This window comes from Pyxidicoccus sp. M15, assembly GCF_056858435.1.
On the sequence record NZ_CM166495.1, the window covers coordinates 7,959,575 to 7,978,875 of the forward strand.

Below are 19,301 nucleotides of genomic sequence, written 5' to 3' on the forward strand. Positions count from 1 at the left end.
CCATGCTCAGGGAATGGAAACACCCGCGCCGCTCTCCCAACTGCTCCAGGCCCTGGAGGCGGGGGACCTGCCAGCCGCGCGCGCGGCGGCGGCGGCGCTGCAACGTGCGGGCGCCCAATCGACCCAGCTCGCCGCGGAGGTGCTCCACGAGCTGCGCCAGCCGCTGCTGGGCGTGAAGGCCTACGCACAGCTGCTGGCCGAGGACGGCGGCCCCTCCGGCCCGCTGCGGCTCCTGCTGGCGCAGGTGGAGCGGATGGAGCAGATCGTCTCCGACTACATCCGCCTGGCCAGCGAGCGACCCGCGCCCCAGCAGAGCCTGTCCCTGGCCGCCCCCATCTGGGCGGCGGCGAAGCTCTTCAGCATCAACCCGGACTCCGCGCGCATCTCCCTGGAGGTGGAGGCGCCCGAGGACATCACCATCCAGGGCAACGCGCGGCTCATCGAGCAGCTGACGCTCAACCTCCTGAACAACGCGCGCGACGCCATGGCCGGGCGAGGCCGCGTGAAGGTGGTGCTGGCACGCGAGGGCTCGTCGCCGGTGCTGTACGTGGCGGACTGGGGCCCGGGCATCCCCGAGGAATTGCGCGAGCGCATCTTCGAGCCCTACGTCACCGCCAACAAGCGGGGCACGGGGCTGGGGCTGGCGGTGTGCCGGCGCATCGCCCAGGAGCACCGCGCGCAGGTGGGACTGGCGGCCCCGGGCGTCATCCGCGACGTGCCGCCGCCGGCCACCGTGTTCCGGGTGCTCTTCCCGGCGTCGGACGCGCCGGCCGTGCGGCGCCAGCGGCTGCTGGTGGTGGACGACGAGACCATCATCCGCATGGTCTTCCGCGACCTGATGGGCAAGGAGTGCGAGGTCATCGAGGCGGCCAGTGGCGAGGAGGCGCTGGACCTGCTGCGCCAGGCGCCGGTGGACCTCATCGTCACGGACAAGAACCTGCCGGGGCTGTCCGGGCTGGAGCTGGCGCAGCAGGCGCGGCGGCTCTACTCCAACTCGCGCGTCATCCTGATGACGGGCTACCCGTCGCTGGTGACGACGCAGCAGGCGTTGGAGCTGGGCGTGGTGGACTACATGCTCAAGCCCTTCGACGACATCCGGGAGGTGCGCACGCTCCTGCGCACTGCGCTGTCGGCGCAGTCGACCCCGCTCGCGTCGAGGACCGCGTCCGAGGTGCGACGGGTGGACGTGCTGGAGGACAACCCGACGACGGCGCGGCTCATCACCGAGGCGCTGGCGCTGGTGGGGCTGGAGGCGCGCATCCTTCCCTCGGCCGAGCTGATGGCGATGGAGAAGCCGGCGGGCGTGGTGGTGAGCTGGGACTTCGCGCCGGCGTACGGGCGCAAGGCGCTGGAGCTGGGCAAGGCGCTGGCGCAGGGCGCGCCCTTCGTCGTGCTGGCCGAGCACCTCACGATGGAAACGGCGCTGGAGTCGCTGCGCGCCGGTGCCGCCGCGTGTCTGCCCAAGCTGCTGTCCGACATCACGGCCCTCAGCCGCGAGCTGAGCCGTGCCTTCAAGAGAGAAGTCCCATGAAACGCGCGCTCCTGTCCGTCCTGATGCTAGCGGTGGCCTGCTCCTCGGGGTCGTCACCGCAGCCGGGACGGCCGGACGCGGGCGGGACGGTGGACTCCGGGACGGGCGGCGACGACGACGCGGGCGTCACGGCGGACGGAGGCACGGAGCCGGACGGAGGCACCGGCCCCGACGGAGGCACGGAGCCTTCCGACGCGGGCACCGGCGTGGACGGTGGACTCACGGATGCGGGCACGGCCGACGGTGGCGCCTGCGAGGCGCCCACCGCGCAACCCGGAACGGAGCTGGCCACGGGGTTGAACACGCCCCGCCGGCTCGCGATGGATGAGACGGACCTCTACATCTCCGAGTCGCACTCGCTGAGCACCGAGCAGAAGCCGCCGGGGGCGGGCCAGGTGCTCAAGCGCTCCCGCGCGGGAGGCGCGGCCACGCCGTTTGCCACGGGCTTCCGCGCACCCAATGCCATCGCAGTGGATGCGACGAGCGTCTACGTGCTCGACCTGGACGGGCTCTGGCGCGTGGACAAGGCGACGGGGAAGCGGGGCGACCTGCCCATCGACGCGACCGACCGCAACGTCACCAGCGGAGGCACCGACGTGCTGCGCGCCACCCTCTCCGGCCGCGACGTGCTGGTGGTTGCCACCGGCAGGCGGTGGCTGGTCCGCCTGGACACGGATGGGAGCAATCGCCAGGAGCTGTACGCCGGCCCGGGAGCGGCCCAGGTGCGAGGCGCGCGGGTGGTCGGCACGGACGTGTGGTTCCTCGTCACCGGAGGCGCCGCGCCCGGCCTCTACCGCGTCCCGCTGGACGGCAGCGCCCCCGCGGAACGCCGGGATGCGACGGCGACGCAGGGCAGCTCCCTGGAAGTGACACCCACGCACTTCCTCATCACCGAAGGGAGCGGCGGCACCGGCCGCGTCCTCAAGCTGCCACGCGGCGGAGGCACGGCCGAGGTCCTCGCCGGAGGGCTCCAGGGCCCCATGTTCCCGGTGGAGCTGGACGGAACCGTCTACTTCAAGGAGTCCCGCGCCGGCAGCGCGGACTTCCTGCGCCGCGTGCGCCCCTGCGCGCCCGGCACGTCGGACCCGGTGGGCCCCGTGGGCACGGGCCCGGGCGGCCTGCTGGTGGACGGCGAGACGCTCCTCTACACCTCGCAGGAGAGCGGCACCGGGGGCGCGGTGGGCCGGGTGCCCTGAAGCACGACGCAACCCCCTCCCCTGCCCCGGAAAAAAGCCACGGCCCCGGCGCCTCGCGAGGAGGCATCCGGGGCCGCGTCTTCCCATCAAGAATCCGTCACCGACCCGGCGGACCCGAGGCGCCTGGCCCCGGGCCGCTGGAGGCGGCTCAGTACTCCATGTCGTCGCCGCCGTAGTCCGGCATCCCGCCGCCGCCGCCGCCGTTCTTGCCCTTCTTCTTCGCGGGGCGGTCGGCAATCATCGCCTCGGTGGTCAGCAGCAGCGAGGCCACGGACGCGGCGTTCTGCAGCGCGGTGCGCTCGACCTTCGTCGGGTCGATGACGCCGGCCTTCTCCAGGTCCTCGTACACCTCGGTGCGGGCGTTGTAGCCGAACGCGCCCTGGCCCTCGCGGACCTTGTTGATGACCACCGCGCCCTCGACGCCGGCGTTGGAAGCAATCTTGCGCAGCGGCTCCTGGAGCGCGCGGCGGATGATGTCCACGCCGAAGTCCTGCTCACCGCCCAGCTTCAGCTTCTCCAGCGCGGGCAGCGTGCGCAGGTAGGCCACGCCGCCGCCAGGGACGATGCCCTCCTCGACGGCCGCGCGAGTCGCGTGCAGCGCGTCCTCCACGCGGGCCTTCTTCTCCTTCATCTCCGTCTCGGTCGCGGCGCCCACGTTGATGACGGCCACGCCGCCCACCAGCTTGGCCAGCCGCTCCTGGAGCTTCTCGCGGTCGTAGTCGCTGGTGACGGTGTCGATCTGCGAGCGGATGAGCTTGATGCGGCCCTCGATCTCCGCCTTGGCACCGGCGCCGTCGACGATGGTGGTGTTGTCCTTGTCCACCGTGATGCGCTTGGCGCGGCCCAGGTCGTTGAGCGTGAGGTTCTCGTACTTGTGGCCGAGCTCCTCGCTGACGACCATGCCGCCCGTCAGGGTGGCGATGTCCTTCAGCATCTCCTTGCGGCGGTCACCGAAGCCCGGGGCCTTCACCGCGGCCACGTTCAGCACGCCGCGGATCTTGTTCACCACCAGGGTGGCCAGCGCCTCGCCCTCGATGTCGTCGGCGATGATGAGCAGCGGCTTGCCGGAGCGGGCCACCTGCTCGAGGATGGGAATCATGTCCTGCATCGAGGAGATCTTCTTCTCGCTGATGAGGATGTAGGGGTCGTCGACGACGACCTCCATGCGCTCGCGGTTCGTCACGAAGTACGGAGAGACGTACCCGCGGTCGAACTGCATGCCCTCCACCACGTCGAGGTTGGTCTCCAGGCCCTTGGCCTCCTCGACGGTGATGACGCCCTCCTTGCCCACCTTCTCCATCGCGTCCGCGATGATGGCGCCGATGGTCTCATCGCCGTTGGCGGAGATGGTCCCCACCTGGGTGATGGCCTTCTTGTCGGCGGTGGGCTTGGACAGCTTCTTCAGCTCCGCCACGACGACTTCGACGGCCTTGTCGATGCCGCGCTTGAGGTCCATGGGGTTGTGGCCGGCGGCCACCAGCTTGAGGCCCTCCTCGTAGATGGCGCGCGCCAGCACCGTCGCGGTGGTGGTGCCGTCGCCGGCCTTGTCGGAGGTCTTGGACGCGACCTCCTTCACCATCTGCGCGCCCATGTTCTCGAACTTGTTGTCGAGGTCGATCTCCTTGGCGACGGTGACGCCGTCCTTGGTGATGGTGGGCGAGCCGAAGCTCTTCTCGATGACGACATTGCGGCCCTTGGGGCCGAGGGTCACCGCGACAGCGTCCGACAGAATCCGGACACCGCGCAGGATGGCCTCACGCGCGGACTGGTGGAAGAAAATCTCCTTCGCTGCCATCGCAACCTCCTGAATTTACTGGGGGATTTTGTTGATTCAACACAGGCCGTTAGCACTCGGCCCTGGCGAGCGCCAACATAAGGGCCAGCCCAACGATGTCAACCAGGAAGGGCGGGCCTGTGGGCGAGCGGACGCGGCCAGAGGCCCCCGGGGCAGGCTGGCGCGGGGCTCTCCGCCGGGCTACTCGGCGAAGCGCACGAGGGTGAGCAGCTGCCCCATGTCCAGGGGCTTGCGGAGCGTCAGCGCGACGCCCTTGCGCAGGCCGCGGTCGGTGATGCCCTCCTCCGTGCTGCCCGTCATCAGGAGGACGGGCACGGCCTGGAAGCGGGGGTCCGCCTTGAGCATTTCCGTGAAGTGGATGCCGTCCAGGTGGGGCATGAGGTAGTCGGTGATGACCATGCCCACCTGGTTGCGCTCCAGGATGTCGAGCGCCTGCAAGGCATCCGCCGCCGAGTACACGGTGTACCCATGCATCTCCAGGAAGCGAGAGAGCATGGTGCACAGCTCGAGATCGTCGTCGACGACAAGGATGTTCACGGGACGTTCCGTCGCTCGTGGACGGGGGGCGGAAGCTAACAGCCGTGGCCGTCGTTGACAACGCTTGCTGTGCCTTCATATGTGCCGGCCCATGGGGAAGCGGACCGCGAAGCGAGAGGGGGTGGCGGGGATGGAGGCTCGGCTGGACGCGGTGGCGGACGCCTTCGAGGCGGGCGACTTCGAGGCGGCCCTGGCCGGAGCGGAGGGGCTGCTGGCGGATGCCCCCGAGCTCCCCGAGGCCCTGCACTTCCGGGCGGCGGCCCTGGTGGAGCTGGGCCGGCTGGAGGAGGCCGGCCGTGCCTACGGACAGGCCCTGAAGCTGGCGCCGGAGGACCTGGAGGTGCTCCTGGGCGCCGCGGACTGCCTGGTGTGCCGCACCGGGGAGGACCGGGAGGCGGTGGCGGAGGGCCTCGCCCTGTGTGCGCGAGGCCGGCGCCTGGCCCAGAAGGCCGATGACGTGGAGATGCTCTACGAATTCCTCCTCCTGGAGGGCATGGGCCTGAACCAGATGGGCGAGTGCGCCACGGCGCTGGCGAGCCTGGACGAGGCGCTGCGGCACCTGCCGCGCTCGGTGGACGCGCAGCTGGAGCGGGGCATCGCCCTGTTCGAGCTGTGCCGCTTCGAGGAGGCCCGGGCCGCCTTCGAGAAGGTGCTGAAGGACATGCCGGACGAGGCGTGGGCGCACCACTACCTGGGGCTGATGGCGGAGCGGCGCGGGGACGAGAAGGAGGCGAAGAAGCGCTTCGGGAAGGCGGAGGCGCTGGTGCCCGAGGAGTTCCCTCCCCCCGTGCAGCTGGCGGAGGAGGAGTTCGACCGCGCGGTGGAGGACGCGGTGAAGGCCCTGCCCCACCACGCGAAGCAGTACCTGGACAACGTGACGATTGCCGTGGAGGACCTGCCCTCGGACGAGGACCTGCTGGGTCAGGACCCGCCGCTATCCCCGAGCATCCTCGGGGTGTTCCGGGGCACGCCGGTGGGCGAGCGCAGCGTGACGAACGCGTACGACCACTTCCCCGCGTCCATCGTGCTGTACCAGAAGAACCTGGAGCGCTTCGCGAGGACGCGCGAGGAGCTCATCGAGCAGATTGGAATCACGGTGATGCACGAGGTCGGTCACCTCATGGGACTGGATGAGGACGACCTGTGGCAGCGGGGGCTGGACTGACGGACGCGGCGCGAGTGGCCGCGAGCGTCTGGCGGATGCCCTCGCTGTAGGGCGTCTTGTGCACGGTGCCCAAAAGCCCCCGCAGCGCCGAGTCGTCCATGAGGACGGGCTCGGTGAGCAGGTAGTGCATCTCCACCATCTCCTTCATGAACGGGCTGAAGAGGCCCATCAGCCGGAGCATCCCCTTCCCTGACGCCATGAGCTTCGGCGGCCGGCCGGCCTGGGCGAAGATGTCGTTCACGAGCTCGCGCTGGGTGGTGACGCCCGCGCCCGCGAGGTTCCACCAGCGGCCGTACGCGCGGGGCTCGTCCATGAGCGCGGTGACGACGGGGCCCACGTCGGGCACGTAGACGAACTCGTGCGGGGCGTCGATGGGGCCGATGAGCTGGGCGCGGGTGCCCTGCGTCGCGGCGAGGAAGGCACGGTGGAGGAAGCTCTTGTCCACGCCTGGGCCGTAGAAGTCGGGGAGGCGGAGGATGGTGCCGCGGATGCGGCCGGCGGCGTGCTCGGCGAGGAGGAGGTCCTCCTGCTCCTTGCGCATGCGGCCCTTGAAGGTGTGCGGCTCGCGGGGGTGGTCCTCGGTGACGGGCGTGGTGCGGGGGCGTCCGTACGGGTACACGGTGCCAATGAGGAGCACCTGCTGTACGCCCTCGGCGATGGCGGCGTCGAGCGTGCGGCGCATGAGCTGCGGGTGGAGGTGGAACTGCCAGTAGTTCACCCCCACCATGTAGATGAGCGTGTGGATGCCCCGGGCCGCGGCCCGGATGGAGTCCATGTCCTCGGGATTCCAGGTGGCGACCTCCGCCAGCGGGTCCGCGCCGAACTCGCGCTCGAGCCCGGCCTTCGAGCGCCCCACCACCCGGTAGGCCCGCCCCTGCGCCTTGAGGGACTGCGCCACGCTCTGCCCGACGACGCCTGAGGCGCCGAACAACGCCACCTTGTCCATGACTTGCTCCCCTGCTCCGAACGGCGGTTGATTCATGAACACCGTTCTGTGAACGGTGTTCATTTACTGCTGGCCGTTCGGGTCGTCAAGACCTACCCTTGCGAACATGGGGATTGCTGAGCGGAAGGAGCGGCAGAAGGCGGAGCTGCGCGAGCAGATCGTCCGGGTGGCGCGGGACATGGTGATGCGCGAGGGCTTCGCGGCCCTCTCGATGCGCAAGCTGGCGGACGCGGTGGAGTACGCCCCGGCGACGCTGTACCTGCACTTCGAGAACCGGGACGCGATTGCGCGCGAGCTGTGTGTCCGGGGCTTCCAGGACCTGCTGGCCGCGCTGGAGCCGCCGTCAAAGGTGGAAGAGCCGCTGGAGCGACTGGCGAAGATGGCCGACGCGTACGTGAAGTTCGGCCTGGAGCAGCCGGAGAGCTATCGACTCATCTTCATGGAGGACCCGAAGCTTTCGACGGAGCTGTTCAGCGACGCGGATGGCGCGGGGCCGAAGTCCTTCGCGGTGCTGGTCCGCGTGTTCGAGGACCTGAAGGCCGCGGGACGGATTGCGGAGGAAGCGGAGCCCTCGAAGCTGGCCGAGGTGCTGTGGGGCGGGCTCCACGGGATTGTGAGCCTGCGGCTCACGTGCACGGGGTTCAAGGGCTCACCGGCGGGTGAGCTGGCGCAGCTGCTGGTGGGCACCCTGGTGCATGGGTTGCCGGGGCTGAAGCCGGGGAAGGCCGCGAAGAAGACGCGGTGAGCGGCGGCGTTGGTTGACGGAGCCCGGGGCGTGCGGCAGTAATCGACGGTGGTAGGGCCTCCGGACCTGGTGGCCGGCCCGGTCTTCAAAACCGGTGAGGGGCGCTGAGAGGCGTCCCTGGCGAGTTCGATTCCCGTGCCCTACCGCCATTCTATACAGCGCACAGCGGGGAGAGTTGATCGCTGTCCTGTGTCGCCGCTTCAACCTCAAATATAAGCACCGGCCGAGAGCTGTCTCTGCGTGCATGCTGTGTTTTCTATACCGCACGGAGCCTTTGGCTGGAGGGAGGACGTCGAGAGGATGCGCGCACAGCCCTCGCCGTCCAGCCGCAAGCCATTATGGGCTGGTGCCCTTGGAGCGCAGCATCACCCTGTTTCACAGTGGTGATGCAGGACGTCTCAGCTCGTCACGACAATCCGGTATGAACTCAGGCCCTGGTGTGAAGTGACCTTGATCCTGAACGGTCCGGTCCAGCGCGGCGTCACCGTGCAGAGCGCATTGCTCGTCGTCGAATTGTCCTTCTCCACCAGATTGCCGTTCTCGTCGTAGACGTAGAGGTCGAAGTCGGCCCGCGGATTGGTCGGCTCGACGTAGATGCCCACTGGAATTCCGCTCTGGAGCATGACGTCGAAGTACTCCGCCTCTCCAGTCCCAATGAATCCGCTTCCTATCAGTGACATGATGTACCTCCTGGCTGAAAGAGTCCGTTGCACATCTTCAACGCGCCGGCCTGCTTCCGGCATCGCGTGCAAGGACTTCGGGACCATTCGTTCAGGTCCCCTCAGCAAGTTGGAGAGCCACTCTCGCAGATGTGACATGAAGGCAAGAACATGCACCTCCATCTACTCTTCATCAGGCTCTACTCTTGCAAGCTCCAGCGCGGTCTCAGCCGGTAAGTCCGGCCCGCGAACCCGGCGGAACCGAGTGTCGTTGTCCAGCCAGCGCCGCTTCAGCCGGTACAGCTCGAACAAGGGAGTCAGTCCATCCTTGGCGATGATCCGGAGGATGTCGCCGCGCTGGCTGACGACCTGCAACCCCGCCCGGACGCCGGCCAGCTCCTGATGCCAGTCGGTCACCGTGCCTTCAAGCAGGAACTCGACCTCTGCCTGCCTCGAATTGCTGATGAGCACCGTGCCGCGCGCGGCACGGTACACCCTGCTGACCACGACCCAGTCCATCTGCCACTTGCCCTGGTCCACCGCGGTAAGGAGCTGTGATTCCAGCCGGGTGAGATCCTTGATGAACCAGCCGCGGCAATCCCTGGCCTCGATGAGGAATGCGCCCTGGCTCCCCAGCTCCAATCGAAGGCGGGCCTGTGCCCGGCCGGGCAACCCTCCTGACGGCGTCTGGCCTCCTAGCTCTGGGATGAACCTCACATCGTCCCCTGACGAGAAGTCCATGTCATCGCCATCCGGTTCCACTTGCACGTCGAACGAAATGCCCTGGGCCCGCAGGGTGCTCTGCTGACGGAAGATGTTCTTCTCCAGCACCCCAATGTCTCCCGGAGACAAGCTGTCGCCAGGCAGCCAGGTGGCGAAAAGCTTGTATTCCTTCCGGAGGCTGGACAGGTACTGCCCAGCGAAGCTCTGGCTCATGATGTCTCTCCCGCGTCGACTGTTCCCTGTGACTTGAATCCTCCCACCAGGATGAAGGGAGCCCAGTAGAAGGGGTACTGGAAGGTCATGCCTTGGGGCCGCATCTCCGGAGGCAGCTCGGCTATGACCTCGAAGCGCTCACGCACCTGCCCGGCCGTAAGGGTCCGCAACTCGTTCTGCGCTGCTTGCAGTGCCCGGGCCGGAGCACGCTCCTTCCGCAGGTGGCGATAGAACTCGCTCATCAGCAGGCAGGTGCTCGCATCGGTGACAGCCCACAGGCTGACCACGGCGGCGCTGGCTCCAGCCCCCAGCAGCCCCCAACTGAGCCCCAGGAACTCGTTCCCACGGGTTGCCTCGCCACGGCCGGTGTCGCAGCCACTGAGTGTGACCAACTCCGCCGGAATCGAGAGGCCCAGAAGATCGGCCACCGTCAGCGGCTCACCATCCGCCATCAGGAGCGCGGACAAGAGCGGCGACTCCTGTAGAAGGTCTCCGTGGGTAGCGAAGTGAAGCATGGAAGGCCCTCGCTGTAGATGCGCTCGCACGTTCGCGACAGTGGCCGCTTCCTGGACGAGCGACTCGCCGTTGGGAAACAGTCCGGCCACATGGCGAGCTTCGGCCGCAGCGAATTCCAGTGCGCCATAACTCCGGGCGCCTCCAATGGGTGGCTGGTACATCACCCCCTGGGGTACGCCGACCGATAGGAGCCTTCCCTGGTTCGGCTCCAGGGAAACCCTGAGGAACTGGAGGGCACTGGCGCTGGGCAGATAGGAGACGCTGTGCGAGGCGATGAGAGGCGCGCCTTGCCAGGGAAGGGCATGGAAAGGCAGTGAATAGGCATCGCCCGGGGGGACCACCACCAGTTGGTCGCAATCCTTCAGGGTTCTGGCGAACGGCTCCAGGAGCAGACGGCTCAACCGGCGCCCCAGAAAGACATCCTCCGACCTGGGCGAGGCGCACGTACCGACGTACTCCCGCACCATCCCGCCCAGCCGCGTTCCACCGGACGAAACCAAGTGGGTCTGCTCCATGCCATGACGAGTGATGGCCCAGGCCACCAGCTCATCGTTGAACGAGGTGTACTGGAGCAAGGCTGTGCCTTCGGGCAGCGCGGATTGGACATCCTCCAGCGCGAGCAGTTGGGCCTGAGGGTTGAGCGTGCGGTGGAAGCGAGGGTCCTCCCTCCGCAGCCGCTCTTCCGCTACGTTGAGCGCCTCCTGGGCGGCGGTGAGCTGCTCCTGGAGCGCCTGGAACACGTCGGGCCTGGCATCCGAGCTGTCGTCGAGAACGCGGGTCGTCCGCTCCCTCAGCACGCGGAGCGCCCGCACCTGGGTGCTCCGCCGGTACCATTCCCGGGCTGGATCCGTCATGTGGGGGGCTTGGCCAAGCGCGATGGTTCCGGCCATGAGGTCGAGGAGGGCTCGGGCCCTTCCACGTTCCGCGAAATGGAAGGCTCTCGCGGCAAGCAGCTGGGCGTCGACCCCGGCGAGCCGCTCTCGGAGCGCACGTACCGCGGTCTGGGCCGACTGGAAGGAGATGCGCTGAGCTCCCCGCATCGAGGCCAGAGACGTCTTCAGTTCCTCGCGGCTGAGCTGCCCACGGTATCCCTCCATTTCCTGAAGGGCTTGGTCATATGTGGAAAGCGCCTGCTCGGGACCGGCGAGCGCCTCCTGGATCTCGCCACGGCACCGGAGCCAGTCCCAGGGCTCACCGTGGCCGCGCCACCAATCAGGCCCCGCCTCGCGCTCCAGTTCCACCAGGATTTCACTCGCCTCACGGTAGGCCTTGCTGTTGGTCCACATGATGAGGGCTTCTCTGAGTTCGGCCGGTCTGCGCATTCTGGCCTGCATGTCGAGAAGCCTGTCGAAGGACTGCCCTCCGCCAGGGATGCCCGTCATGCGCGATTCCCATTCGAAGTGTTGGCGCAGGATTTCACCCCTCCGGTTGAAATGCTCCCGGCGAACTGCTTCCTGGTCGAAGTATTGCCGTACCTTGTCTGCAGCCTCATCGAAGCGGCCAAGACGCTGCAACGCCACGCTTTGAAACAACGCGGACTTGCCGGGCGGCAGGAGTAGTGCGGACCGGTACGCCTCTTCGAGCAAGGAGCGGGCCTCCTGCTCATTCCCGGCCTCCCGCTGTTGTTGGGCACGGACGAGGGGGATCCGGACTGGTGCCTCGTCTCGCAGTTCCTGGAGTCGCATCTGCTGCGTCCCCAGCAGTGTCGAATTCAAGAACTGGTCACGTCCCAGCCCCGTGTCCTCCTGCTCCGAGGGTTCCTGCGAGCGCATCAGGGCCGCCAACAGGAAATTCTCTGGCTCAGCGGGAAGATCCTCTTGGGAGGCCTCCAGGGCTCGCTCCATGCCATCGGGATCCAGTTGTTCCGCGCAGAGGAGGAACAGTTCCTCACAGATGGAAGATGCTTTGAACGTGGTCATGGCCTGCGGAGCAGAACGGCCGACCTGCGGCTCCGCGGGTTGCCGTATCAACTCCAACGCCCGCTGCAGGTGCTCGCGGCGAGCCAGTTGATCGCCCACGGTGCGGCAACCGGACGCCTGTTCCTCGATGCTCTGGGCAGCGCAGAGGTTTGCTCCCAGATTGATGAAGAGGGTCTCGGCCAAGCAGTGGCAGCGCAAGGAGCGCTCCACGTCGCCTTTCCTCATGAGCCAGCCCTTGCCCGCGCGGCTCAGGAGAAATCCTAGCCCCAGCGCAAAGCTGAAGCTCCCCTCATCCCGCCCCCAGAGACCGATCTGCCGGGCCTTCAGCTTGTCACCCGGCTCGAGTTCGAGCCCCAGGCCCACGCGGCTCAAGAGACAATGGGTCTGGGCCAGCCAGGAGCCCAAGACATCCCCGGATTCGTCATAGAGCGCCAGCGCGTCGGAGGCGTGCTTCAAAGCGTCTTCATAACGAGCCTCGCGTGCCGCTAGGTATCCTCTGCGAAGCGAGACCGCAGCCAGTCCTCGCCTGGCACCGGCATGCGAGAACAACTCCTCGGCCCGGCCGTAGTCTTGCTGGACATCGGGGCCCACAGGGTGTTGATCGAACTCCAGCTCAAGGGGGACCTCGGTAGGCTCCACTCCCAGCAGGGATTCCTTGATGACGTAGTTCCAAACAGCAGGCGTGCTGCAGCGCGCTGCCCCCCAGTCTCCGCGGGTCAGATGGCAGAGACCTCGACCCGCGGCGTCGTCCATGGCCTCATAGGCAGAGCAGGCGTCCTGCCAGGTCTTGCGTGCCTGGGCCTCATTCCCTGCCCGCTGCTGATGATCCGCCAGGTCCAGTAGCTCATAAGCAGGCCTCTCCCCCAGTGCCTCGTTCATCGACGCGTCAGCAATGAAGCTGCATAGCTCCGAGGTCTCCGCTTGCAGCAGACGGCTACGTACAGCGGCCTCCTGAAAAGGCGCCGAGGACACGTGCGCACGGGTGGAGGGAAGCGACACCATCAAGTCGATCTGGCGCGCGTGCCGTTGCAACGCGGGGTCAAGCAAGTAGAGGTTGGTGAAGTGCCTCGACTCTTCGCGTCCGGCGGGAGCATCCCAACGGGCCTCCACTTCCCAGCTCCTTGGGAATCTGCCATCCGGGAGCAGATGGAACTGGCGCTCCCTCGCGGCGTTCAGATAGGTGCTGGCCAAGAACCCCTGAGCCAAGGAGCCCTGCGCAAGCTTCGCTGCTGAATCAAGAGTGCTGATGGCCCGGTGGCATTGCCCTTGGAGAAGAAGGACCAGCCCCTGCGACAGCAGCAGGCCGGCCAGCACCTGAGGCGAGTCATCCTTCTCTTGTTGTTTCAGCGCTCCTTCGAGGCGTCGTGCAGCCGCCTTGAAGTCCCCCTTGCACTCTTCGTAGATCGTAGAGCTTCCCAAGAATTCATCCACATGTGGAATCTGGTAGCGCATGCCGCACCTGATGGAGGTTCAGAATCACCTTCCTCTGGTACGGATATCGACGCACGGACGCTTCGCAATAGCGCCCCCTCGGGAGTGCGCAACAGCCGTTCATTGCTTCGCAGGCAGCCAGCAGTAGCCGGATGTCACATGGATGATCCGGCGTCTCCATTCTTGAGTGCGGTGGCGACACGGGGCACGCAGGCACGGGCCGTCCCGGCGTTACAAGGCAGAGGTGAAGGGAAGAATGCCGCGCGGCCAGCGTACCACGGTGATCACGGCGGTTGCGGCGGGTAGCCGGAGTAGGCGAACCAGGCGTATGCATCTTGCGGCCGCACGGTCTAGAGCGCCTCGCGCATGGCCTAGATGAGGGGAGCGTGGGTTCGTGCGCCGATAGCCAGCAGGCGCGTCTTCACCTTAAGCCAGCAGGACTCTCGTAACTCGTGGCCCGAAGAACGGGGGCAGATCAGGTGCTGCCACATATCTCCGAGTTCTTCTCGGAGCTGGAGAGCAAGAAGAAGGAGAGAGGAGATGCCGAGTTGCTGATCGCGCGTGACCTAAAATCCAACCCGCACCGGTTGACGATCAAGCAGCACGCGTACCGCGTCCTGATGAAGGCTCAGGAACCCCTGGACCTGCACGAGCTTGAGCGACGCATCCGTGCGAAGGGGGCGAAAACGCGCAGCAAGGATCTTGGTCCATACCTGCGTCGGCAAATGACGGACGATCAGAACTTCGTGGAGCATGTGGACGGTCGTTGGGCAGCGCGACTGGTCCTCACTTGGCCGGGGATTGTGGCTCCCGTTCGGTTCGAGGAGCCCACCAAGTAGACGCCCGCCCACCGGCTGTTCGGGTACGCCCTGCATGAGGCTCCGCGGTAGCCAGGATCCACAGCCTGGGCGGCGGTGTCATCCCCTCAAGAACCAGCTCTTCTCGGAGTTCCGGAGGCGTCCTTGGAGACACGGTATTTTCGGCCGTCCGGCCCCTTTGGCAACCGCCGCAAGGCCGATCTAGGCTGTAGGCCGTTCTAAGCTGTAGGAAGTGCGGAGCTGCGCATGGAAGACGGCGCGACTGATGTGATTCTCCAGATCCTGAGCACCACAGACGAGGCGTTGACCACAGACCAGATCCGCGCGCGCGTTGGGTCGAACCGATCGGTGAAGGACTTTCGAGTTGCGCTGCGTGATCTTGCTGAACAGGGAGAGGTAACTAGGCTCGCCACGGATACGTGGCGCGGGATCTCGCTCTCGAAGCCAGCTCAGAAGCCCAAGACCCACGAAGGAACGTTCACCGAAGACGAGCTGCGCCGCGCTCGCGCGCGCCATGGCCCAACTACGAAGTGCCCCCACTGCAACAAGGTTGGGGACATCGACACCCTCTTCGGATGGCGCAGAATGCGGCCAGAAGACTCCGAGATCGAGCCTCAAGCGTGGTGCTTCAAATGCCGGTTCAAACAGGAGTGACCGGTAAGCTGCTTGAGGCGTCAGCCGCCCGCGAGCTGAGATCCGAACGGGGCGTGCAGTTCCCGTAGGCACGCCGCCAGCCCACGCACTCGACTCAGCGCCGATTCAGCCCGGAGCACCTGTCAGCTTTACCTGGTATTACACGACCTCGTGTCGACGATGGACTCCCGGCGAAAGGGGGCCCGCGACAGGAGGGCTCCGCATGCTGCCACGATGGTCGATTCCCCTACTGCTCGTGATGCTGGCCGGGTGCGGTAGCGCGACAAGAGCGGTGCGTCTGGACACGGGTCGGGGCAAGCCCCTCACCTTCACCCCACGCTCCGGTGACGCGAGACCGGTGGACCTGGACGAAGACGACTTCGAGGAGGCCGTGGCGAAGTTGGGCCGGGACGTGCCAGGGTCCGCGCAGCCTCGATCGGACGCTCGGCGGCTGTTCTGGTTCCCTGCGAATGATGCGTACGCAGGCGCACGAGGGCGCATCGGTCTCGTGTCTGTTGGCTCGGGACAGGACTCGTACAGCGATCACCTCCCACCGAGTGAGGCATGGAGGCCGGAGGCGGATTCAGAACTCACGCGCGCCTACGGCCGTTGGTGCGAGCAAACTCAGCGCACCCGAGACTGCCTGCATCTGCTGGAAGACGGCCCCACTATTGGCGACGAAGCCAAGCGCACCCTTGCCCTCCAGTTTGCCATGGGCTCGGTCATGGACGAGACCCTGGATGCGCTGGGAAAAATGATGGATCCGGCGGCAGTGCGGAACACCATCATCACGGCCATGGCCGTGTACCTCGGCCTATGGTTGCTGCCCGAGCCTGTGAGTAAGGGCGTGGCCGCCACCCTGACGGTGTGCCTCATCGCCTACTTGGGGGTGGACACCGTTTGGAACCTGATCGCAGGGTGGCAACAGCTTGCCGAGAAGGTAGCGGTCGCCACGACCTTCGATGAGGTACGCACGGCTGGCGAAAAGTACGGAAAGGTCATGGGCGAGAACGCGGCGCGTGTCTTTGTCATGCTCGCGACCGCCGCCATTGGGAGCACCGCAGGGCTGGCGGTCAAAGCACCAGGGCTTCCGGGCTCAGCACAGGCGGTGCGGCTGGCCGAGGTCCAGGGCGGGTTCCGATTCACGGCGATCGCGGAAGTGAGCTCGGTGGCTGTCCCCGCCGAGGGGGCTGTCACCATCACACTCGCTCCTGGTGCGCTGGCCATGGCGGCACGCGGGACGAGTGCCGGCAGCACGGCACCAGTGGGCGTGGAAGGCCCCTGGCACCACATCGCCTCCGACAAGTTCAGCACGTCCACCAACAACGGAGGGCCCTGGACGCCAAGGTACCAGGAGATCTTCGACCGGGCGGGCATGTCGCTCGACGATGCGGCGAACCAGGTCCGCGTCCCGGGCCACAAGGGGCCACACCCGAGGGAGTACCATGAGGAGGTCTACGAGCGGCTGGACGAAGCAACGTCAAGCTGCAAGAGCATCGAGCGTTGCCGGGAGGCGCTGACGAAGATCCTCGGTGTGTTGGCGCGCGAGATCTCGAAACAGGGGACTAGGCTCAATCGGCTGGTGACCCGAACCGAATGACGGAAGAATGACCTCATGCCGAAGCGGTTCTTCAAGTTGACCGATGATGTGTACCTCTCCGGCCGGTGGGAGTTGGGGCATCCTCTTGATCATGAGGGCCGGAAGCTCGATGACCCGTGGCAGTTCAGGATCGGGCAACGGGCTCAGTCGAACGAGCGCATTAAGATCCCCATCAAGATCTCCGGCAAGCCGCTCGACTATTCCCACGCGGCATTCAGCATCCCCGTCGCCCACGCCCGGGTGGCCTCCCTCTTCACCGAGGTGGCGCCCGACGACGTGCAGCTCATCCCGGTGGAGATCGACTCCCAGCCCGCTCAGCACTTCATCCTCAACGCCACCCGGCTGGTGAAGTGCATCGACGATGCTGCGTGCGAGGAGGTGCGTTACTGGACCCCGGAGGACGGGATGCCCGAGAAGGTGGGCACGTACTCCTCGGTGTCCGGGATGCGCATCGACCCGGCGAAAGGGGAAGGCGCCAAGGTGTTCCGCACCTGGGGCTGGACCGTGGCCTTGATTGTGTCCGAGGAGATCAAGGAGGCACTGGAGCGCGCGGGCATCACCGGCGTGAAGTTCACGGACGTGACCGGCCCCAGTACATCCAATGCCCCCCCGCCCCCTGTTGTATCCAGCCGGTGAGGAGCGCGGAGAGGCGTCCCTGGTGAGTCCTATTTCCGTGCCCTACCGCCCCCTTCCCTGCGGCCGGTGCTCAGCCCCAGGGACGCAGCCAGAGCAGGTACCCGGAGAGCCCCAGCAGCACAGCCATGGTCGAAAGCGCGCCCACGACCTGGACGCGGCTTGTCTTGATGAGCCCGAATGCGTGCGCCAGCCGGGCCACGAGCAGCGCGCCTCCGAACACGTGGAGCGCCACCGAGTTCCCGCCGCACAGCTCGGCTGCGAGCAGCAGGATGAGCGCCAGGGGAACGTTCTCCACGTTGTTTCCATGGGCGCGGATGGCTGCAATCAGGTCGGCGTGTCCTCCATCACCGCGCCACACGTTGTGCTTGCCGCGCACGCGGCTGACGTTGACGGACAGCGCCACCGTGAGGAACGCGCTGAGCGCACCGTAGAGCGCCGTCACGGGGACCGCGAGCAACGTCGTCCCGAGCAAGGTGTTGGTCAAGGGGGTGTGCCTCCAGCAGCGAGAGTCCGGGGACCGTATCCGCCTGGAGGTGGGCGGCCCACGGTTTTCTAGGCGAAGTGCCAGCACACCCCGGCCGGGTCGATCAGGTGCACCTCGCGCAGGCCCCACGGATACACGGTCGGCGCCCTGGCGCGGACGCCCGGGTAGCGCTCCAGCACGCCGCACTCCTGGAGGTGCTTCCACCACGCATCCAGGTCATCCACCCGGACGAACATCATCAGGTTCTCCTGCACGACCGGGTTGTGGAAGTCCTGGAGGAGGAAGACCACCGCACCGAGCTGGAGCTCCGCGAGCCCCTGCCCCTCCCAGTTCACCGTGAAGCCCAGCTCCAGGAAGAAGCTCCGGGCCGCGGCGAAGTCCTTTCCGGAAGGGATGAATGGCTTGAGCGCGGTGAGGGTCATGGCGCCATGAACATAGGGCCACACCTGCCGCGTTATCATCGGGAATCATGACTGCTCTCGCCACCAACTCGGACTCACTCGTGCGCAAGGCCCTGGTCTCTGGCGGTGTCGCCATGGGCATGTTCGTGCTCGGCTGGGTGTGGGTCTTCATTGCCGTGGCCGCCGACCTTGGCGATGCAGGGACCTTCCCTCCCCTCGCATTCATCGCGACCCTCCAGATGGTCGCGGGCTTTCGGGGCCTCATCTACATCGTCAAGGCGCGCAGGCAGGGAGTGCTGGACCTCGGACCCGCCGTCGTATGGGCACTCGCCTCGCTCTTCTTCGGCCTGCTCGGGCTGCTGGGAGTGACGGTGTTCCTATTGCTCCTGAGCGGGATGAAGGTGGTCTTCAAGGGCTGACGGGGTCCGCGAAGGCTTTCGCCCGCTCCCCCCTCCCACCCGAGCGGCCACGAGCGGGTCTGGCCCCTTCGAAGTTCCAGACCCGCTCGCGGCGCCCAGCAGTTGCACCCCTCGTCTGTACCGGCGCTTCGCCACCCAGGGGCTCGGGCCCGTGACGGCGCCCTCCCTCGAGCTGGACCGGGGCGATGAACCGCGCGGCGCGTCCTTCGCATCCGGTGCAACTGTTCGAACGCGAGGATGGTCCCCGAGTGCCGGGCTGTCTCTACCTCTCGGGAGGTAGGTCTCCCCCTACCCCCCGGGCGTCCTCACGTCGCCGGGGGGGCGCGGGTTCTCGCTGAAGGGGAAGCGGAGCGTCTGTCGAAGTCCGCCCGACGTCTCCGAAAGAGGCCATGGGCAATCCATGAAAATGCGCACAAAGGAGGATTCCGATGTCGACTCCCGTCTGGCTCGGAAGAGCGGTGCGACACAGCCGTGGAGAGCCCCGGATGATGGGGCATGTCATCGCGCGTTACCGCCAGCTCGAGGGGTGCTCCGAAGAGGCACTTGCCGATGCGCTCGGCTGCACCCTGGAAGCGCTCCAATGGCTGTCGTTGTGCCTCCGCCCGGAGGAAGCCGCCTTCGCGGAGCAGGCCTCCGCCATTGCCGAGCGTTTCTCGGTAGAGCTCGGGGTCCTCGTGCAGATGCTTCGGCGCGTGGAGGTCCTGGACTCGTTGTCGGCACAGCGTGATTTCACGGGAAACCGTGGCGTGCGGATGGCCGCCAGGGACGGCGCTCGAGACGAGGAAGACTCCTGACACCGCTGGCAACACTGTGCCCTTGTCGACAGGAGTTGAGCCTCCCGGGAGGTGAGCCAGCCGGCCATTCCAGACAGAGGGGATCTCCTCCGACCCGGAGTGAGGCTGAATTGACATACCCCTCTAGAGGTAGGGACAGG

The 19,301-nt window shown here is 66.8% G+C and carries 18 protein-coding genes and 1 tRNA gene; 11 read left to right on the plus strand and 8 right to left on the minus strand.

Features of this window, described 5'->3' with window-relative positions; genetic code table 11:
- Positions 1-13 precede the first annotated feature (13 nt).
- Together sinK and sinM are read left to right on the plus strand one after the other, a co-directional pair.
- Positions 14-1,531, plus strand: a complete 1,518-nt coding sequence (gene sinK, locus ACX9TP_RS29305) for a hybrid histidine protein kinase/response regulator SinK (protein ID WP_482973932.1) — start codon at positions 14-16, stop codon at positions 1,529-1,531.
- Complete coding sequence (sinM, locus tag ACX9TP_RS29310) at positions 1,528-2,727, plus strand: signal integration modulator SinM (protein ID WP_482973933.1); 1,200 nt, start codon at positions 1,528-1,530, stop codon at positions 2,725-2,727. Before sinK ends, sinM begins: the two co-directional genes overlap by 4 nt.
- 148 nt (positions 2,728-2,875) lie before the next feature.
- Here sinM and groL read toward each other — a convergent pair whose 3' ends face one another.
- Positions 2,876-4,522: a chaperonin GroEL gene (groL, locus tag ACX9TP_RS29315; RefSeq protein ID WP_482973934.1), complete on the minus strand. Its 1,647-nt coding sequence runs from the start codon at positions 4,520-4,522 to the stop codon at positions 2,876-2,878.
- Between the two features lie 180 nt (positions 4,523-4,702).
- The gene (locus tag ACX9TP_RS29320) at positions 4,703-5,059 is read right to left on the minus strand and encodes a response regulator (RefSeq protein WP_164000776.1); all 357 of its coding nucleotides are present in this window, start codon (positions 5,057-5,059) and stop codon (positions 4,703-4,705) included.
- A 91-nt stretch (positions 5,060-5,150) separates the two neighbouring features.
- Here ACX9TP_RS29320 and ACX9TP_RS29325 point away from each other — a divergent pair, with 91 nt between their 5' ends.
- Positions 5,151-6,224 carry a metallopeptidase family protein gene (locus ACX9TP_RS29325; protein ID WP_482973935.1) on the plus strand — a complete coding sequence of 358 codons (1,074 nt, stop codon included), beginning with the start codon at positions 5,151-5,153 and terminating at the stop codon, positions 6,222-6,224.
- On the opposite strand, the gene ACX9TP_RS29330 is transcribed toward ACX9TP_RS29325, so the two are convergent.
- Positions 6,178-7,170 (minus strand): NAD-dependent epimerase/dehydratase family protein, encoded by a 993-nt coding sequence (locus tag ACX9TP_RS29330; RefSeq protein WP_482973936.1) that lies wholly within the window; start codon positions 7,168-7,170, stop codon positions 6,178-6,180. The two genes, ACX9TP_RS29325 and ACX9TP_RS29330, sit on opposite strands and share 47 nt — an antisense overlap.
- 106 nt (positions 7,171-7,276) lie before the next feature.
- On the opposite strand from ACX9TP_RS29330, the gene ACX9TP_RS29335 reads away from it, so the two are divergent.
- Both ACX9TP_RS29335 and ACX9TP_RS29340 read left to right on the plus strand, forming a co-directional pair.
- Positions 7,277-7,915 carry a TetR/AcrR family transcriptional regulator gene (locus ACX9TP_RS29335; protein ID WP_482973937.1) on the plus strand — a complete coding sequence of 213 codons (639 nt, stop codon included), beginning with the start codon at positions 7,277-7,279 and terminating at the stop codon, positions 7,913-7,915.
- 50 nt (positions 7,916-7,965) lie between these two features.
- Positions 7,966-8,064 (plus strand) — tRNA-Sec (locus ACX9TP_RS29340).
- Positions 8,065-8,313: 249 nt separating this feature from the next.
- Here the strand turns inward: ACX9TP_RS29340 and ACX9TP_RS29345 are convergent.
- The 3 genes from ACX9TP_RS29345 to ACX9TP_RS29355 form a co-directional block, all read right to left on the minus strand.
- Positions 8,314-8,595, minus strand: a complete 282-nt coding sequence (locus ACX9TP_RS29345; protein WP_482973938.1) for a hypothetical protein — start codon at positions 8,593-8,595, stop codon at positions 8,314-8,316.
- A 162-nt stretch (positions 8,596-8,757) separates the two neighbouring features.
- On the minus strand, positions 8,758-9,510 hold the full coding sequence (locus ACX9TP_RS29350; protein ID WP_482973939.1) for a hypothetical protein: 753 nt from the start codon (positions 9,508-9,510) through the stop codon (positions 8,758-8,760).
- Positions 9,507-13,397 (minus strand): CHAT domain-containing protein, encoded by a 3,891-nt coding sequence (locus ACX9TP_RS29355; protein ID WP_482973940.1) that lies wholly within the window; start codon positions 13,395-13,397, stop codon positions 9,507-9,509. Before ACX9TP_RS29355 ends, ACX9TP_RS29350 begins: the two co-directional genes overlap by 4 nt.
- Positions 13,398-13,828: 431 nt before the next feature.
- Here ACX9TP_RS29355 and ACX9TP_RS29360 point away from each other — a divergent pair, with 431 nt between their 5' ends.
- The 4 genes from ACX9TP_RS29360 (at position 13,829) to ACX9TP_RS29375 (ending at position 17,063) form a co-directional block, all read left to right on the plus strand.
- Positions 13,829-14,215: a hypothetical protein gene (locus ACX9TP_RS29360; RefSeq protein ID WP_482973941.1), complete on the plus strand. Its 387-nt coding sequence runs from the start codon at positions 13,829-13,831 to the stop codon at positions 14,213-14,215.
- A 225-nt stretch (positions 14,216-14,440) separates the two neighbouring features.
- Positions 14,441-14,848 (plus strand): hypothetical protein, encoded by a 408-nt coding sequence (locus tag ACX9TP_RS29365; protein ID WP_482973942.1) that lies wholly within the window; start codon positions 14,441-14,443, stop codon positions 14,846-14,848.
- Positions 14,849-15,050: 202 nt separating this feature from the next.
- Positions 15,051-16,427, plus strand: a complete 1,377-nt coding sequence (locus tag ACX9TP_RS29370; RefSeq protein ID WP_482973943.1) for an AHH domain-containing protein — start codon at positions 15,051-15,053, stop codon at positions 16,425-16,427.
- 15 nt (positions 16,428-16,442) lie between these two features.
- Positions 16,443-17,063 (plus strand): imm11 family protein, encoded by a 621-nt coding sequence (locus ACX9TP_RS29375; protein WP_482973944.1) that lies wholly within the window; start codon positions 16,443-16,445, stop codon positions 17,061-17,063.
- 70 nt (positions 17,064-17,133) lie between these two features.
- Here ACX9TP_RS29375 and ACX9TP_RS29380 read toward each other — a convergent pair whose 3' ends face one another.
- Positions 17,134-17,547 carry an MAPEG family protein gene (locus ACX9TP_RS29380; protein ID WP_482973945.1) on the minus strand — a complete coding sequence of 138 codons (414 nt, stop codon included), beginning with the start codon at positions 17,545-17,547 and terminating at the stop codon, positions 17,134-17,136.
- A gap of 68 nt (positions 17,548-17,615) precedes the next feature.
- Complete coding sequence (locus tag ACX9TP_RS29385; RefSeq protein WP_482973946.1) at positions 17,616-17,969, minus strand: VOC family protein; 354 nt, start codon at positions 17,967-17,969, stop codon at positions 17,616-17,618.
- 47 nt (positions 17,970-18,016) lie between these two features.
- Between ACX9TP_RS29385 and ACX9TP_RS29390 the strand changes: the two genes are divergently transcribed.
- Both ACX9TP_RS29390 and ACX9TP_RS29395 read left to right on the plus strand, forming a co-directional pair.
- Entirely contained in the window at positions 18,017-18,367 is a 351-nt protein-coding gene (locus ACX9TP_RS29390; protein ID WP_482973947.1) for a hypothetical protein, read from the plus strand.
- A 485-nt stretch (positions 18,368-18,852) separates the two neighbouring features.
- The gene (locus ACX9TP_RS29395) at positions 18,853-19,161 is read left to right on the plus strand and encodes a hypothetical protein (protein WP_482973948.1); all 309 of its coding nucleotides are present in this window, start codon (positions 18,853-18,855) and stop codon (positions 19,159-19,161) included.
- Positions 19,162-19,301 lie beyond the last annotated feature (140 nt).